Annotated in this window: 11 protein-coding genes; 10 read left to right on the plus strand and 1 reads right to left on the minus strand. The window is 71.2% G+C overall.

All coding sequences use genetic code 11. The annotated features are described in order from the left end of the window. Nucleotides 1-236: 236 nt before the first annotated feature. Genes SK803_RS14150 through SK803_RS14190 form a run of 9 tightly spaced genes read left to right on the plus strand, consistent with a single transcriptional unit; the run spans nucleotide 237 to nucleotide 14,059 of the window. Nucleotides 237-1,409 carry an acyl-CoA dehydrogenase family protein gene (locus tag SK803_RS14150; RefSeq protein WP_319966429.1) on the plus strand — a complete coding sequence of 391 codons (1,173 nt, stop codon included), beginning with the start codon at nucleotides 237-239 and terminating at the stop codon, nucleotides 1,407-1,409. 12 nt (nucleotides 1,410-1,421) lie between these two features. After that, complete coding sequence (locus SK803_RS14155; RefSeq protein WP_319966430.1) at nucleotides 1,422-1,673, plus strand: acyl carrier protein; 252 nt, start codon at nucleotides 1,422-1,424, stop codon at nucleotides 1,671-1,673. Nucleotides 1,674-1,703: 30 nt separating this feature from the next. Continuing rightward, a complete protein-coding gene (locus SK803_RS14160) occupies nucleotides 1,704-8,021 on the plus strand; it encodes a non-ribosomal peptide synthetase (protein ID WP_319966431.1) in 6,318 nt (2,105 codons plus the stop codon). A 7-nt stretch (nucleotides 8,022-8,028) separates the two neighbouring features. Then, a complete protein-coding gene (locus SK803_RS14165) occupies nucleotides 8,029-9,165 on the plus strand; it encodes a nucleotidyltransferase domain-containing protein (protein ID WP_319966432.1) in 1,137 nt (378 codons plus the stop codon). After that, entirely contained in the window at nucleotides 9,162-10,115 is a 954-nt protein-coding gene (locus SK803_RS14170; RefSeq protein ID WP_319966433.1) for an ABC transporter ATP-binding protein, read from the plus strand. Before SK803_RS14165 ends, SK803_RS14170 begins: the two co-directional genes overlap by 4 nt. Then, the gene (locus SK803_RS14175) at nucleotides 10,112-10,882 is read left to right on the plus strand and encodes an ABC transporter permease (protein WP_319966434.1); all 771 of its coding nucleotides are present in this window, start codon (nucleotides 10,112-10,114) and stop codon (nucleotides 10,880-10,882) included. Before SK803_RS14170 ends, SK803_RS14175 begins: the two co-directional genes overlap by 4 nt. After that, entirely contained in the window at nucleotides 10,879-11,673 is a 795-nt protein-coding gene (locus SK803_RS14180) for an ABC transporter permease (protein ID WP_319966435.1), read from the plus strand. Before SK803_RS14175 ends, SK803_RS14180 begins: the two co-directional genes overlap by 4 nt. A gap of 11 nt (nucleotides 11,674-11,684) precedes the next feature. Further along, nucleotides 11,685-13,301, plus strand: a complete 1,617-nt coding sequence (locus tag SK803_RS14185) for an amino acid adenylation domain-containing protein (RefSeq protein WP_319966436.1) — start codon at nucleotides 11,685-11,687, stop codon at nucleotides 13,299-13,301. Continuing rightward, nucleotides 13,298-14,059 (plus strand): class I SAM-dependent DNA methyltransferase, encoded by a 762-nt coding sequence (locus tag SK803_RS14190; RefSeq protein ID WP_319966437.1) that lies wholly within the window; start codon nucleotides 13,298-13,300, stop codon nucleotides 14,057-14,059. Before SK803_RS14185 ends, SK803_RS14190 begins: the two co-directional genes overlap by 4 nt. Before the next feature lie 224 nt (nucleotides 14,060-14,283). Here the strand turns inward: SK803_RS14190 and SK803_RS14195 are convergent, their stop codons facing one another. After that, nucleotides 14,284-15,987 (minus strand): right-handed parallel beta-helix repeat-containing protein, encoded by a 1,704-nt coding sequence (locus SK803_RS14195; protein WP_319966438.1) that lies wholly within the window; start codon nucleotides 15,985-15,987, stop codon nucleotides 14,284-14,286. A gap of 32 nt (nucleotides 15,988-16,019) precedes the next feature. Between SK803_RS14195 and SK803_RS14200 the strand changes: the two genes are divergently transcribed. After that, nucleotides 16,020-16,835, plus strand: a complete 816-nt coding sequence (locus tag SK803_RS14200; RefSeq protein WP_319966439.1) for a TetR/AcrR family transcriptional regulator C-terminal domain-containing protein — start codon at nucleotides 16,020-16,022, stop codon at nucleotides 16,833-16,835. Nucleotides 16,836-17,071: the final 236 nt, after the last annotated feature.

Genomic DNA, 17,071 nt, shown 5'->3' on the forward strand with positions numbered 1-17,071 from the left:
GCCCGGTCGAGCGAGTCCCGACAAGGGTGTGATCTCGAAACGTTCGGTCGACTGCCCTGATCACACGGTTGCGGGACGGCTGGATCTGGGTACTATGGCCGCGACCGCCTGGGGGGTGTGGATATGCGTGCATTGGGCCGTGCGTGCCTTCTTGCGTGCGATTGGGTCGCTGATCGGTTCAGTCGTTGACACGCGAGCCGGTGTATTCGAAATCACTTGTGCCGGGGACTGGTGCGATGTATTCCAAGGCAGCTGCGGCGGATGTCGCGCGCGAACTCGTGCCTCTTCTGCGGGCGCACGCGCGTGAGGTTGACGCGAAAGCCGCGTTTCCGGTCGAAGCGTTGCGCGCCTTGCGGGACAGCGGGCTGATGGGACTGCTCGTCCCCCGTGAACACGGCGGAATGGGCGGTGGCGTGCACGACGTCGCCGAGGTCGGCCGCGTGCTGGCACACGGCTGCGCGTCGACGGCGATGATCTGGGCCATGCACTCGCAGCAGGTGGACTCGATCGTCGCGTTCGCGGACGCACGCCTCGCGGAGCGGTTGCTGCCCCGCGTCGCCGCGGGCGAGGTCTTCATCGCGTCGGTGACGACGGAACCGGGCAGTGGCGGGCAGATCCTGCGGGCCTCCGCCTCGCTGACCGGCGGCACGGGGACCCTCGCCCTGGACCGGAAGGCGCCGATCGTCACCGGCGGCGAGCACGCCGACGGGTTCCTGATCACCATGCGGGACAGCGCCGAGTCCTCCGCGGACAGCGTCACCCTCGTGTACGCGGACCGTGACCAGCTCAGCCTCGAGGTCACCGGCGACTGGGACCCGATGGGCATGCGGGGAACCCGCAGCGTCGGCATGCGCGTCACCGGTGAGGTCGAACCGGACCAGGTGGTCGGGGAACGCGGCGGCTTCCGGCGCGTGGCGCTGGCGAGCATGGTTCCCGTCGCCCACGTCGCGTGGTCGGCGTGCTGGCTCGGCGCCGCCCAATCCGCGCTCTCCGACGTGGTGCGGCTCATCCGGTCCGCCGCGAAGCCCGGTGGCCTCGACCCGCATTCGGACCTGGTCACCGAACGGCTCGCGCGGGTCCGCATCGACCTGGAGCTGGTCAGCGGATACCTGCGGCAGGTGTGCGACAAGGTGGCGGCGCACCGGGCGCAGGGACGCCCGCTCGACGACACCGCCACCCAGATCCACCTCAACACACTCAAGGTCGCGGCGGCCGAGCTCACGTTCGGGGCGGTGGACCGGTTGGTGCAGCTGTGCGGGATGGCGACCGGCTACCTCAAGACGTCCGAACTCCCGCTGGAACGCCACTTCCGCGACCTGCGTTCGGCGTCGCTGAACATCGCGAACGAGCGCCTGCTCAAGGTCACCGGCGCACTGTCCTTGATGGACAGGCCGGTCACTCTCATCTGAAGGGAAGCCAGCATGGCCACCGAATGGCTGCCCGAGTTCGAAACGGTCGTACGGCGGCACCTGCCGCTGCTCGACGCGAACACGCCGATCACGCCGGACCTGGCGCTGGCCGACCACGGGCTGAACTCGCTCGCGATGATCCGCCTCCTGGTGGACCTCGAGGACGGGTTCGGGGTGGAGTTCCCGGACGACGTGCTGGCCGCGACGGCCTTCCGCACGCCGGGTGCGTTGTGGACGTTGCTGAATCAGGTGCTGGCCGCCTGACCGGCGTTCGACACGGGGTTGGGGGTCTGTGTGCGTGACGGGATCGCGTTGTCGTCCGGCCAGCAAAGGCTGTGGCTGATCCAGAGGATGAATCCGGCGGAGACCGCCTACAACCTGCCGCTGGCGCTGGCGCACCGCGGCGGGTTCGACCTGGCGGCACTGCGTCGCGCGCTCGACGTGCTGGTGTCCCGGCACGAGGTGCTGAGGTGGCGGTTCGAGGCCGACGAGGACGGGAAGCCGCGCGCCCTCGACACCACCGGCCGCACCGTCGAGCTGGAGCGGGCGACCGCCGCGGACTGGCGAGCCGTCGCGGGTGCGTTCACCGACCGGCCGTTCGTGCTGTCCGAGGCTCCGCCGATCCGGGCGATCGTGGTGCATCTGCCGCAAGGCGGTGACGTGTTGTGCCTCGTGGCCCACCACATCCTCGTCGACGGCTGGTCGTTGCGCATCATCGCGCGTGAACTGTCCGCTTTGTACGAGGCGGCGGTGGCGGACCGATCGATGGACCTCCCGGTCGCACCGGGCAGGTTCACCGATCACATCGCCAGGCAGCACGACGAGGCCGCCGACGCCGCGCGGCACGTCGAGCACTGGCGCCGCGAGCTCGCCGGGTTCGAGCCGCTGAGCCTCCCGCTGGACCGCCCACGTCCCGCGGTGGACGACTCGTCCGGTGACCAGGTGGTGTTCACCCTGTCTCCGGCGACGACGCTCGCGTTGCAGCGCCTCGCCTTCCGGAGCCGGTGCGCGTTTCCCAGCGCCCTCGCCGCCGCCTTCACGGCCCTGCTCGCGAGGCAGTGCGGCCAGGAGGACGTCACCATCGGCACGCTGCTGAGCGGTCGCCGACGGGCCGACATGTCCGATGTGGTCGGTTTCTTCGTCAACACGGTGGTGTTGCGGGCGAACGTGGCACCGGACACGACGTTCCGCGAGCTCCTGCGGACCGTGCACGGCGGGCTGGTGAGCGCCGACGAACACCAGGACGCGCCGTTCGAACAGGTGGCGGCCGCCGTCCACCCCGATCGCGAGGCCGGACGCAGCCCGATCTTCGACGTCGTGCACGTGCACCACGGCGACCTCTCGGCCGGGGACACCGGATCGGACGTGCTGGAACGGGTGGAGCTGCTCGCCCCGACGTCGCCCTACGACCTGGAGCTGAGCACGGCCGTGGTGGACGGCGCACTCGACGTGGCGCTGACCTACCGCACGGCGCTCTTCGACCGGGCCACGGCGGAGCGGTTCGCGCGCCAGTTCGCCCTCCTGCTCGACGCGATGACCGCGGAACCGGACCGTCCCGTCGCCGAGATCGACCTGGTGACCGACGACGAACGCGCGCTGCTCGCGGCGTGGAACGACACCGAGGTGGCGGTACCAGACGTCACGCTCACCGAACTGCTGGAGGAGCAGGCGCGCCGCACCCCGAACGCGGTGGCGGTCGTCTTCGAGCAGGAACAGATCACGTACGCGGAACTGCACGAGCGGGCGGGTCGGCTGGCCGCGCTGCTGGCCGACCGCGGCGCTGCGCCGGAGACGTTCGTGGCGGTCGCGGTGCCGCGGTCGGTCGAGCTGGTGGTGGCGCTGGTCGCGGTGCTGCGCAGCGGTGCCGCCTACCTGCCGATCGACCTCGGACATCCGGTGGCCCGCGTCGCGGACCTGCTCGACGAGGCGAAACCCGTTGCGGTGCTGACATTCGCCGAACAGGCCGACCGGCTGTCGGGCACAGCGCACACCGTGCTGGCCGTGGACGAGATCGAGCTGCCGCCGGCCGAGCCGCCGCGGGTGGCGCGGAGCGGTACCGATGCCGCCTACTGCATCTACACGTCCGGCTCGACGGGCAGGCCGAAGGGCGTGGTGATCGAGCACAGGTCGATCGTCAACCGTCTGCTGTGGATGCAGGCCGAGTTCGGTCTCGGCCGCGACGACCGGGTGCTGCAGAAGACCCCGGCCGGGTTCGACGTGTCGGTGTGGGAGTTCTTCTGGCCGCTGATCACCGGTGCCACCCTCGTCGTGGCGGTGCCAGGTGGCCACCAGGACCCCGACTACCTGTGCCGGGTGATCACCGAGCAGCGGGTCACGACCGTCCACTTCGTACCGTCGATGCTGCAGGTGTTCCTCGCGGGCGAGGACGCCGCGGCGTGCGGCAGCCTGCGCCGGGTGATCTGCAGCGGTGAGGAGCTGACGTCGGCGTTGTGCGAGCGGTACGCGGAGGTGCTGTCCGCGGCGCTGTACAACCTCTACGGGCCGACCGAGGCCGCGGTCGACGTGACGAGCTGGCGGTTCGATCCGGCGCGGCCGCCGCGCGGGTTGGTGCCGATCGGCGCACCGGTGTGGAACACGCGGGCGCACGTGCTGGACGCGCGCGGGCGGCAGGTTCCGGTCGGGGTCGTGGGAGAGCTGTGGCTCGCGGGCGTCCAGGTCGCCCGCGGGTACCTGAACCGGCCCGGTCTGACGGCCGAGCGGTTTCGCGTCGAGCCGGGTGGCGACGGCCGCATGTACCGCACCGGCGACCTGGTGAAGTGGACGCGGTCGGGAGAGCTCGTCTACCTCGGCCGGGCCGACGACCAGGTCAAGATCAGGGGTGTGCGGGTCGAACCCGGCGAGGTCGCGTCGGTCCTGACCCGGCATCCCGGGGTCGAGCACGCCGCGGTGGTCGCGCGCGAAGGTGCGCTCGTCGCCTACGTCGTGCCGGATGCGCGGTCGGCGGCACCAGTGCGCCGGCTGGCGGCGCTGGAGCAGGGCGGCGCGCTGACCGGCCTGCCCCGGCACGAGCTGCCCGGCGGTGCGGTGCTCGTCGGCCGGGGTGACGCCGAGGTGAGGTTCCTGCACGAGGAGATCTTCGAGCGCCGCGAGTACCTGAGGCACGGCGTGACGATCGGTGCGGGTGCCGTCGTCTTCGACGTGGGAGCGCACATCGGTGTGTTCTCGTTGTTCGTCAACAAATACGCGCCGGACGCGGTGGTGTACGCGTTCGAACCGATCCCGGACCTCTTCCGCGAGCTCGCGATCAACACCGAGATCCACGGCGTGACCACGCGGTTGTTCAACTGCGGGCTCGCCGACGTGCCCGGTGAGGCCGAGTTCACCTTCTACCCGCAGCTGTCGATGCTGTCCGGCCGCTACGGCGAGGCCGCCGGGGACCGGCAGCTCGTGGACGCCCAGGTGGCGCGGGACGTCACCGAGGAGGTGGCGGCCCAGCTGAGCGAGCTCGTGGCGCGGCGCATCGAGGAGCGCCAACTGGTCAGGTGCGAGCTGCGGACGGTCTCCGACGTCATCGACGAACACCGGGTGGACGCGGTCGACCTGCTGAAGATCGATGCCGAGCGGAGCGAGCTCAAGGTGCTGCTGGGCGTCCGGCCGGAGCACTGGCCACGGGTCCGGCAGGTCGTGGTGGAAGTGCACGACGAACACGGCCGCGCGGACGAGGTCGTGGCGCTGCTGACGGCGCAGGGCTTCGCCGTGTCCGTCGACGTCTCCTCCCCGCTGAGCGACACGCCGCTGCGCAACGTCTACGCGGTGCGGCCCGGCACGCCGCCGTCGCGACGCGCGGAGAACCCGCGGGAACCGGCCTGGCGCAACCCGGCGGCACTCGAAGCCGCACTGGTCGAACACGCTCGCGCGATGCTCGTCGACCAGATGAGGCCGACCGGTTTCGTCTTCCTCGACCACCTGCCCGTGACCGCCAACGGCAAGCTGGACCGGCGCCGGCTGCCCGCGCCGCGGCGGCGCACTGGGACGGCGTCGCTCGCGCCGCGTTCGCCGCGGGAACGCCTGCTGTGCGACCTGTTCGGCGAGGTGCTCGGGGTCGATCGGGTCGGTGCCGACGACAACTTCTTCGAGCTGGGCGGGCATTCGCTGCTCGCGGTGGGTCTGCTCGCGAGGGTCAAGGCCGCGTTCGGGGTGGAGCTCTCGATCGCCGAGGTGTTCCGCTCGGCGACACCCGCCGCGCTGGGCGCGCGGCTCGACGAGAGTAGTCGTGCCGCCCGTCCGCCGATCGTCGCGCGTCCCTCGGTGCAGCGCGTTCCGCTGTCCGCCGCGCAGGCGCGGATGTGGTTCCAGCACCAGCTCGACGGCCCGAGTCCGGTGTACAACCTGCCGGTGGTGCTGCGGTTCACCGGAGCGCTGGAGCGGGACGCGCTGGTCGCGGCGGTGGCTGACGTCGTCCGCCGGCACGAGCCGCTGCGCACCCGCTACCCCGAGGTGGACGGTGTGCCCTGGCAGGAAGTGCTCGACGTCGTGCCGGAGACGACGGTGGTCGAGGTCGGCGCGGAGGAGGAGCTGCAGCGAGAGCTGGGCGCCGCGGCGAACCACGAGTTCGACCTGACGCGGGACATCCCGGCGCGGGCGTGGCTCTTCGCCGCCGGGCCGCACGAACACACACTTTTGTTGCTGTTGCACCACATCGCGGCGGACGGCTGGTCGTTGGGGCCGCTGCGGCGCGACCTCGCCGAGGCGTACCTCGCGCGGTGCCGCGGCGAGGCACCGGCGTGGGAGCCGTTGCCGGTGCGGTACGCGGACTACGCGCTCTGGCAGGCCGAGATGCTGGCCGCGCAGGACGATCCGGCCGGCATCGCCGGACGCCAGGCCGCGTACTGGCGGCGGGCGCTCGACGGTGTGCCGCAGCGGCTGGAGCTGCCCGCCCGGCCGCAACCGGGCAAGCCGGGACACGAGGGCGGCTGGGTGCCGATCGAGCTGCCGCCCGACCTGCACGCCCTGGTGCGGCAGGCAGCGGCAGCGGGGCAGGCCAGCACGCCGATGGTGCTGCGCGCGGTGCTCGCCGTCCTGCTCGGCAGGCTCTGCGCCGCGACGGACATCCCGATCGGCGGTGTCACGGCCGGTCGCGCCGACGCGGCGGTGCACGACCTCGTCGGGTTCTTCGTGAACACCGTGGTGTTCCGCTACGACCTGGCCGGCGCGCCGTCGTTCGACGAGCTGCTGGGCAGGCTGCGGGAGGTCGACGTCGCGGCGTACGACCACCAGGACCTGCCGTTCAACCGGGTGGTCGAGATCGTCAACCCGGTCCGCACCAACGCACGGCACCCGCTGTTCCAGGTGATGCTCGCCTTCGAACAGGAGACCGGTGACGAGTTCGCCGTGCCGGGCCTGGACGTCACCTCGACGGTCGCGGGGCTCGACACCGCCAAGTTCGACCTGAACTTCTCCTTCACCGAACGGCAGGACGAGCTGATCGGCGCGCTGATGTTCGCCGTCGACCTGTTCGACCTGGCCACCGCGCAGCGGCTCGCCGAGCAGTACACGAGGCTGCTGCGCGCGTTGCTCACGGCGTCCCACCTCCCGATCACCGAGGTCGGCGTGAGTGGTGACGACTCCCTCGGCCGACTGCCGGTGACCACCGACAGCAGCCGGAACCGGGGCCGTCCGCCGGCACCACGCCGGCGCACGGGTACGGCGTCACGCGCGCCGCGTTCGCCGCGCGAGGAGCTGCTGTGCGAGCTGTTCGGCGAGGTGCTCGGGGTCGAACGGGTCGGTCCGGACGACAACTTCTTCGAGCTGGGCGGGCATTCCCTGCTCGCGGTGCGGGCGGTGGCGCGGATCAGGTCCGTCCTCGGCGTCCGGGTGGCGGTCCACGACGTGTTCGACGCGCCGACGGCCGGAGAGCTGGTCGGCCGGATCGAGCGCGAGATCGGTGCGGAGACGGGGCCGTTGCTGCGGATCCGCGACGGCGACGGGCCGCCGATCTTCTTCATCCACCCCGCCGCCGGCTTGAGCTGGTGCTACTACCCGTTCGTGAAGCACCTCAGGAACGTCCCGCTCTACGGGGTGCACGCGCGGGGACTGACCGGCACGCTCAGCGCCGAGCCCACGCTGGCCGAGCTCGCCCGCGGGTGCGTGGAGATCCTGAGGTCGGTGCGCCCGGCCGGGCCGTACCGGCTCGTCGGCTGGTCGTTCGGCGGCAACCTCGCCCACGAGATGGCCGTTCTGCTGCGGGAAGAGGGAGAAGTGGTCGATCTGCTCGCCGTCGTCGACGGGTATCCGCACGCCGGCGTGGCACCGGGCGGCGCGCTGCTGGAGCGGGCCACGCCGGAGGAGGTGCGGGAGGTCTGCGCGGGACTGGACCTCGACGACCGGCAGGTGGAACGGATCAGCGAGGTGTGGACGGCGAACACCCGCGCCGCCGTGGCGCATGAACCGCGCTGGTTCGACGGGACGCTCACGTTCTTCCGCGCGGACTGGCCGGACGACGCACAGCTGTCGGCGCGGCGCTGGCTACCGCACGCACACACGGTGGTGGAGCATCCGCTGGGTGCGAGCCACGCCGACGCCATGCAGCCGGAACCGCTGGCCCGCATCGCCGCGGTGCTGCGTGGGTTCGACGTCGACCAGAGAAACTGAGGAGCAGATGCAGACACACGCCACCGCGAGGGACACGGCGTCCCCGGAGATCGAGCTGGCGCTGCTGTTGTCCACGCCGGAGCTCACGCCGGACGAGCGGTCCGCGCTGCGCGAGCGCATCACCGGCGTGCTCGACTGGAACCAGGTGCTGGGGATCCTGTTCGCCCACCGGACCGTGGGCACCGCGTGGCTCAACCTCTCGGGTCTTGGGGTCGACGCCCTGGAGGCGTTGCGGCCCTACTACGTCGTGCCCAGCCTGCAGATCAACTACGAGGCGCAGCGCATGTACGGGATCGACCAGACCCGTGGCACGGCACGGCTCATGCGGGCGTTCGACGAGGCGGGAATCCGCTGCGCGATGATGAAGGGCGCCGCTGTCGCCGCCATGGCATACCCCGACCCCGCGGTCCGGCTCTACGTCGACAACGACCTGTTGTTCCACCGCGAGGATCTGCGCGCGGTGGGCGAGGTGCTGCGGGACCTCGGCTATCTCCAGGGCGTCTGGGACCCCGTCGAACGCGTCGTGCAGCCGGCCTCCCGCAGCGAGATCCTGCTGCACGCCGTGCATTCCCACGAGACGTTCCCGTACGTCGGGGTGATCGGCGAACCTCTGATCCACGGCGCGCACGAGGTGGACGTCCACTTCTCCATCGACCTGCTGACGAGCAACAACAGTGACGACGCCGTGGCAGAGCTGCTGTCCAGGCGGATCCAGGTCGAGGGTGCCAGTGGCGATCCTTTGTGGACGCTGGACCACGACGACATGTTCTTGTTCGTGTGCGTGCACTTCCAGCGCGAGGCCGTCCACCTGAGCGAGGTCGAGACGACCAAGGACCTCGTGCTGTACAAGGCGATCGACCTGCTCGGCATGATCAGCGGGGCCGGCTCGCGGGTGGACCTCGCGACGGTGGTGAAACGGGCTCGCGCGCTGGGGTTGACGCGGGAGGTGTACTTCAGCGCGCACTACGTGGACGTGCTGTTCCCGAACCGGGTGCCGGCGGCTTTCCTGGAGGAGCTGCGGCCGGACTCCGTCGAGTACCTCCACGAGGTGTGGGACAACGACGGTCCGGTGCACCGGTGGCGGCAGGGAATGTTCGAGCGCTTCTTCGACATGCGGCGCTTCAGCGAACTGGAGGACCGGTGACCACGGCGGCGGTGCGGGTACGCGGTCTCACCCGGGAGTTCACCCGTCGTCGTGCGCAGCCGCGGCTCGCACTCGACGCGGTGGACCTCGTGGTGGAGGAAGGTGAGGTGCACGGCCTGCTCGGCCCCAACGGTGCCGGCAAGACGACGCTGTGCAAGATCCTGAGCACGGTTCTGCTGCCCACGTCGGGCACGGCGCTGGTGAACGGCTTCGACGTGGTGCGCGAGACCAAGCAGGTGCGGCAGGGGATCGGCATCGTGTTCGGTGGTGAGCGCGGCCTCTACACCAGGCTCACCGCGCGGCAGAACCTCATGTACTGGTCGGCGCTCTATCAGCAGCCGACGCGGATGGCCAAGGCACAGGTCGCGGAGCTGCTGGAGAGGATGGGGCTGCTCGAGCGCGCCGACGACGCGGTCGAGACGTTCTCCCGCGGCATGAAACAACGTCTGCACCTGGCCCGCGGTCTCATCGGTGACCCGCGGACGTTGCTGCTGGACGAACCGACCGTCGGCATGGACCCGGTGGCGGCGCGGGACTTCCGCTCGCTGGTCGCGGAACTGCGCGGTGAGGGCAGGTCGATCCTGATCACCACGCACGACATGGCCGAGGCGGAGTCGGTGTGCGACAAGGTCTCGCTCATCGACGGCGGAAAGGTGATCGGCACGGAGTCGCCGAGGACGATCGGCGGCTGGATGTCGAAGTACGAACGGGTCCGGGCCCAGGGCGTGCCCGACGAGGTGCTGGCGAGGTTGCGCGCCCTGCCGGGCGTGTCCGAGGTGCGTGTCGAGAACGACGACGAGGTGCTGGTCTCGGTGGACGCGGAGGGTGCGGCCGCCAGGGTGCTGCGCACGCTGGTCGACGCGGGGGTCAGCGCGGTGTCGACCTCGCGGCCCAGCCTCGAGGAGGTCTACCTCCACGTCATCGGTGACCGCGGGCTGGCGGTGCGGTGATCGGCCTCTTCCTCGCGGCGATGAGGTTCCAGGCGCAGGTGGTGCGCCGGGAGCCGGACTATCTCATGTCGCTGGTGACGATTCCGCTGCTGACGGTGGCGTTCCTGGCCATCATGGGCAACGCCGGCCGTGCGGACCTCGCCCCGTACGCGGTGATGGGCGCGGCGCTGATGACCATCTGGGCGACGGCGCTGTTCGTGTCCGGTGAGCTGATCGACGCCGACCGCTGGGAGGGCACCCTCGAAGGGGTGCTCGCAGCCCCGGCGCCCTACCAGGTCGCGTACCTGGGGCGGATCGCCACCGTCACGATGATCAGCTTCCTCGGGCTGGTCGAGAGCGCGCTGATCGCCTGGCTGGTGTTCGGGGTGACGTTCCCGGTGCCGCACGCCGGGTTGCTGGTGCTGACGTTGGCGTGCACCGCGTTCTCGATGGTCGGCACGGCGTCGATCATGGCACCGCTGTTCGTGCTCGCCCGCTCGGCGCGGATCTTCCAGAACTCGTTGTCCTACCCCTTCTACCTGCTCGGCGGAACGGTGGTGCCGGTCGTGCTGCTGCCGGAGTGGCTGCGGCCCGTCTCGAACGCGATCTTCCTGTCGTGGGCGTCCGATCTCCTGCGGGACTGCCTGCGCGCCGAGGAACCGGTAGCGGCTCCCGCGCGGCTCGGCGTGATCGTCGGGCTCGGTGTGCTGGGCTTCGGCATCGGTCATCTGCTCACCAGGGCGGTGTTCAAACGCGTGCGCGAGAACGGTTCGGTGGGATTCGCATGAGGAACACCGCACGGGTGCTGAGGTACGCGTTCGCCAGCGCGATGGCGGACCTGCGTGCGACCTACACGTGGAAATCGTGGGGACTTGCCTGGCTGCTGCGGATGTTGTTCCAGGTCACGCTGTTCGCCTTCGTCGGCAAGCTGATCGGTGACCCGCGGGTCGTCGAGTACCTGGTGATCGGCAACAGCGTCTTCATCATCGCCGACGTGGTGATGCTGGTGTGCGCCAGCACCTCCTGGGAGAGGATGTCCGGCACGCTGCCGCTGCTGGTGGCGAGTCCCGCCGCGCCGTTCACGGTCTTCACGGGCCGCAGCGTGCAGTGGCTGCTGGACGGGCTCGCCTGCAGCACCATCTCGCTGCTGGTGCTGCCGCAGTTCCTCGGCGTGCAGCTGCCGCTCGGCACCAGGCTCGCGGTGGTGCCGCTGATCGCGGTGATCGCCGTGAGCGTGTACTTCTTCGGGCTGGTGCTGGGCGGCCTCGCGTTGCGGGCGATGGCGGCGCGCAACCTCATCGGTCGTGTGGGCAGCATCGGGCTCATGCTGCTCACCGGCGTTCAGGTGCCGGTGTCGTTCTGGCCCTCGCCGCTGGAGTCCCTCGCACAGCTGCTCCCGCTCACGCACGGCCTCGGCGCCGTGCGAGCCGCACTGGGCAACGGGTCCGCGAGCGACGTGCTGCGTGGCATCGCGCTGGAGATCGTGGTGGGCATCGGCTGGGCGCTGGTGGCCGCCTTCACCTACTGGCGACTCGTCGAGAGCGGCCGGCGCGACGGCACGATCGAGTTCGGCGGATGAGGAGCGGGCTGATGACGTTGTGGCTGCCCGTGTCGAACGAGCGCGGCGACCGGTCGATCTGGCGGGCGGATCGCCGGCCGCCGGAGGGCTGGTGTGCGCTCGGGCCCGCGACCGACCGCGAGCAGGCCCTGGCGGTCGCCGCGGAGGCCGGCCCGCGCACACCGGGGCCGCACGGCGGATCCCCGACGGTGGACGGGGTGTGCGCCGAGGTGGCGAGCCGCCATCCCGACCGTGTCGCGGTGCTCGACGGGGACCGGGAGATCACGTACGAGGAGCTGTTCACCCGTGCCGCCGGCGTGCGCGCCGGCCTGGTGCGGCTCGGAGTCCGCCGGGGTGACGCGGTCGGCGTGTGCCTCGACCGCGGCACCGAGATGATCGCAGTGCTGCTCGGAACTCTCATGGCGGGCGCCGCCTACGTGCCGCTCGACGGCCGTTCCCCGGCCGCGCGGCTCGAGTTCGTGGCGTCCGACGCGGAGTTGGTCTGCGTGGTCGCCTCCGAGTCCTGCCTGGAGGCCTGCACCGCCGGCGGCGTGCCGGTGGTGCGGCCGGAGGAGCTCGACGACGAGCCGCTGCGGCAGCCGAGCGCGAGCGAACCGGACGACGTGGCGTACGTGATGTTCACCTCGGGTTCGACCGGCCGGCCCAAGGGCGTGGAGGTCACGCACCGCAACGTCGTCGCGTTCCTCGACGCGACGGCCGCGTTGCTGCCCCCGTCAGCGCCGCAACGGGTGCTGTTCGGCACCAGGCTCACGTTCGACATCGCCGGGCTGGAGATCTACCTCCCGCTCAGCTGGGGTGGCACGTGCGTCGTCGCCCAGGACACCTGGCTGCTGCGACCGCGGTCGCTGGCCAGGCTGATCAACGCGGTGCAGCCGACGCTCGTGCAGGCCACGCCCGTGCAGTGGCGCCTCCTCCTCGACGCGGGTGCCACCTTCAGCGCCGAGCAGACGCTGCTGTGCGGAGGTGATGTCCTGCCACCCGGCCTGGCCGCACAGCTGGCCGGGCTGACCGCATGGAACGTCTACGGCCCAACGGAAGCGACGGTGTGGGCCACGGCCTGGCGAGCCACGCCCGGCGCGGTGCGCATCGGCAGCGCCATGGACCACGCGACGGTGTACGTGCTCGACGAGCACGGTGATCGGGCAACTGAGGGAGAGCTGTTCATCGGCGGGCCGGCGGTCGCCGCCGGTTACCGGGGCAGGCCGCGGCTGACGGCGGAACGGTTCGTGCCCGACCCCTTCTCCCCGGTCGCCGGTGCTCGCATGTACGCGACGGGAGACCTGGTGCGTGCCCACGGCGACGAGCTGGAGTTCCTCTGCCGCAACGACAACCAGGTCAAGCTCAACGGAGTCCGGCTGGAGCTGGGCGAGATCGAGTCGCTCGCGGCCGGCGTGCCGGGGGTGCGCGCCGCGGTGGCGGTGGTCGTCGCGAACGACGGGGTCAAGACGCTGCAACTGTTCCTGGACGCGCCGGCGCCTTCGTCGTGCGACGCGGCCCGGTCCGCGCTGGAACAGCACTTGTCGTCGTCGGTGATGCCCAGCCGCATCGTGGCGATCGACTCGTTCCCCACGACGGCGAACGGGAAGATCGACCGGAAAGCTCTGGCATCCCTGGCGGAACGGCGTTGAACAACTCGGAAGGCGGCGCGGTGGCCCATTACTACGACGTGTTCGCCGAGGTGTACGACGAGCGGTGGGGGCAGCAGGACTACGCCGGTGCCGAGCTCGCGTTCCTGCGGGAGCTGGCCGGAGACGAGCCCGCGCTGGAGGTCGGCATCGGCACCGGGCGGGTCGCCATCCCGCTCGCCGAGGCCGGTGTCACGGTGGTAGGCGTCGACCCGTCACCGAAGATGCTGGCCGTGCTGGCGCGGAAGCTCGCCGGTGCGCCTCACCTGAAGGTGGAGGCCGGCGTGGGCGACATGACGCTAGCCGGCGTGACCGGTCGGTTCGGTCTCGTCTTCTGCGTCTACCACACGCTTTTCTACGCGGACTCACGCGAGGAGCAGCAACAGTTCTTCCACCGGGCCGCGCAGCTGCTTGCTCCCGGCGGTGCCGTGGTGGTCGAGGGCTACCAACCCGGACAGACCCGCAGAGCACGCTGGGCCAAGGGAGTCCGGGTCTGCGAGCTCTCTCCCGACGGCTTCGAGTACGAGCTCTACCGGCACGACGAGGCGAACCAGACGCTCGAGGTCGGCTGCCACTCCTTGACCGGCGGGCAGCTCCAGTACTCCTACTGGGTGGAGCGCTACCTCACCGCGGGGCAGACCGACGAGCTGGCGGCCGAGGCCGGGCTGGCGCTGAGCGAACGCTGGGGCAGCTATGCCCGTGCTCCGTTCGACGACGCGAGCAGCCGGTGCGTCTCGGTGTATGTGAGCTCATCGTGCTGACTGCGCACGCATTGTGGGGCGTTGTTGCCCCGCAGCGGGATCCCGTCGTCGTTGGTGGTGACCTCGGACCCGTTGCCGCGCACTACGAGCGCCCGGTTCGTCGTCGCCGCGTTCGGGCTGGACGTCGGTCCGGCGGAGCTGCCGCCGGACCATGACCTGCTGAGCCGTGTTGTGGCGCCCCACAGGGACCCGCGACCCGTCGAGGGGCCGCGGGCCGGGTGCGGTCAGCGTCGGCGAGGTCCGGCTTGCGCGCGTGCCTCGGCGGCGTCCAGGTCGGCCGCGTCGGTCAGGGTCGCGTTGTCCTCGTAGGTGACCGAATCCGGTACGGCGTCGCTGCCGACCGGGTCGGCGTCCCACACGTTGCCGCGGTAGACCACGTTGTCCAGCGGCGGGTGGACGTGCAGCACAGCGGTGTTGTCGGCGCGCCGCACCACGTTGTCCGCCACCGTCACCCACGCCGCGCCGTAGTCGGTGTAGAGGGCGAAGTTGTACGGCGTGCGGGTGTCGGTGACGACGTTGCCGCGCACCACCGCCCCGTCCTCGTGCGATTCGCCCTGCGGCCCGGCCACGTAGATGCCGCCGCCGTCGGCCAGCACCCCCATCGCGCCGGTGACGTGGTTGTGCAGGATGCGCGTGCCCTTCGCCGGGCCGCCCACGATGCCGCAGTGCGGGACGTCGTCCACGCGGTTGTGCGCGACCGTGCAGTCCACCGTGGCGAGGAGGGCGATGCCGGGCGAGCCCGAGTGGTCGAGCCCGACGCGGCGGATCTCGTTGTCCTCGACCACCGCCCGGTAGGTGCCGGTCAGGGTGATGGCGCCGGCGGCGAGGGTGTCGAACCCGCACCCGCGCACCACGGCGTCCGCGCCACCGGTGACGCCGAGCGCGGTCGAGCCCAGGCGGGTGAAGCGGCAGCCCTCGAACCGGATGCCGGTGGTGTCGACCAGGGACACGGACGCCGGGACGGTCTCCGGCTCGCCGGTGACGGTCAGCCAGGACTGGCCCTCCACGACGACCACGGTGTCGATCCGGCCGCCGTCGTGGAAGCCGCTGCCGTGGTAGTGCAGGAAGCCCCGGTCGCCGGTCGGGCGCAGCCAGGTGGTGTCGGCGAAGGTCAGGCCGCGGAAGGAGATGCCGCTGGCCCCCGTCGCCACCAGCAGGGTGTCCCGTTCCGGAGCGACGACCTGGGTGGCGGCGGGGTCCTCGCCGGTGCGCGGGAGGTAGTGCAGGACGTGCTCGCCGGGGCGGGAGCGATCCAGGGCGAACGTGCCCGGTGCGGTGAGGAAGGACGGGTCGTTCTCCACGCGGGTCGGCAGGCCGGGGCCGGAGGAGGTCTGGCCGTCCCAGGAGGAGTTGTAGAGCTGCCGGGCCCAGGAGAAGGCGGGCTGCTTCATGGTGATCGTGCCGTCCGCGACCGACTCGACCGCGAGCCGGGCCTCGGTCCACGGGTAGACGCCCCGGTGGACGAACTCGACGCCCGCTCGCCAGTCGAGGCGAGCATCCGTGACGTAACCCGACTCGTTTTCACTCACTTCGCCCGGGATCCCGTCGATGGCGGCCCGATCGACGCGCCGACCGTCGACGGTGAGGTGGCGGGTGTCGAGCGTGCCGACGTCCACGACCCAGACGCCGTCACCGCCCACCCGCCAGCCGGTGATCACCCGTCCGCCGCCGATCACCACCTCGTCCTGCGCGGGCGTGCCGAACCCGTTCGCCTGGTAGGTGATCCGGCCGCCTTCCCGCGCGGAGTCCTCCGCGGTGAACTCCCACGGCCCGGGGTAGGTGCCCGCGCGCACGTGGACGACCACGTCGCCCGCCGCCTCCCTGGCCGCCCTCCGCGCCCGGTCGATCGTGGCGAAGGGCCGTTCCGGGCTGCCGGGGGCGTCGTCGTCGCCGTCGAGGGCCACGTGGACTTCCGTTGTGTATGCCATAAACGCATTTATACTATAAACAGGAGGTACTGGTGACGAAGGACAACGAGCGGGTCGAACTGCTGTGGCGCGACGAGGACGCCCGGCCGGGGTTGAGCCAGGACCGGGTGGTGGCCGCCGCGGTGGAGGTCGCCGACGCGGAGGGCCTGGCGGGCTTGTCCATGCGCAAGGTCGCCGAGCACCTGGGCTTCACCACGATGTCGCTGTACCGGCACGTGCCCAGCCGGGAGCACCTGGTCGACCTCATGCGCGACGCCGTCCTGGACGCGCCCGCGCCCGACGACACCGGCGCACCGTGGCGCGAGCGCATGGAGACGGCCGTCCGGCACGGCTGGGAGCTGCGCAAACGCCACCCGTGGCTGGCAGAGGAGCGCAGCACGCGGCACCTCCCGGGCCCGAACGCGCTGGCGCACTACGAGCACCTGCTGAGCATCCTGGCGAGCACGCCCCTGCCGCCGGCGGAGGTCGTGGCGGCGGCGGGCCTGCTCGGCCGCTTCCTCGACGCCGAGGCCCTGGCGCTGGTCGAGGCGGCGCGCGCCGAGCGGGACAGCGGGGTGAGCGACGAGGAGTTCTGGGGCGCGCGCGACGGGCTCTGGTCGCGGATGAGCCGCTACCCGACCCTCACCGCACTGTGGGAGACGGGCGGTTTCGAGCAGCCGGACCCGTTCGAGTTCGGCCTGGCGCTCCTACTCGACGGCGTCGAGCTGCGCATCGCTCAGCGTGAGGGAACACGTGACGAAACCTGCGCGATGTGCGGCGGGCCGATCGAGCAACCCGTTTCGGGCCGTCCACGCGCCTACTGCTCGCGAAGTTGCCAACAACGCGCCTACCGCAGCCGGAAGCGCTGACACCACCGGATCACGCCGGCGCGGTGAGGTCCTCCGCACCGTGCGGTTGGCCCAGCGGTCCAGCAGGAGCGTGTCGCGGGAGATCGCCAGCCCCCGCGCCAGGCACGCCCGCTGCAACTGCCCGTCGCTGACCTCGTGTGGCCGGCGGGTGAGCAGTGCCGGCTGGCGACGCGAAGGCGCCGACCACGAACGTGCCGTACCAGCTGACGGCCGACGACGGACCCGCGAGCACCGAC

The organism is Lentzea miocenica (assembly GCF_033949945.1).
Classification (GTDB): Bacteria; Actinomycetota; Actinomycetes; order Mycobacteriales; family Pseudonocardiaceae; genus Lentzea; species Lentzea miocenica.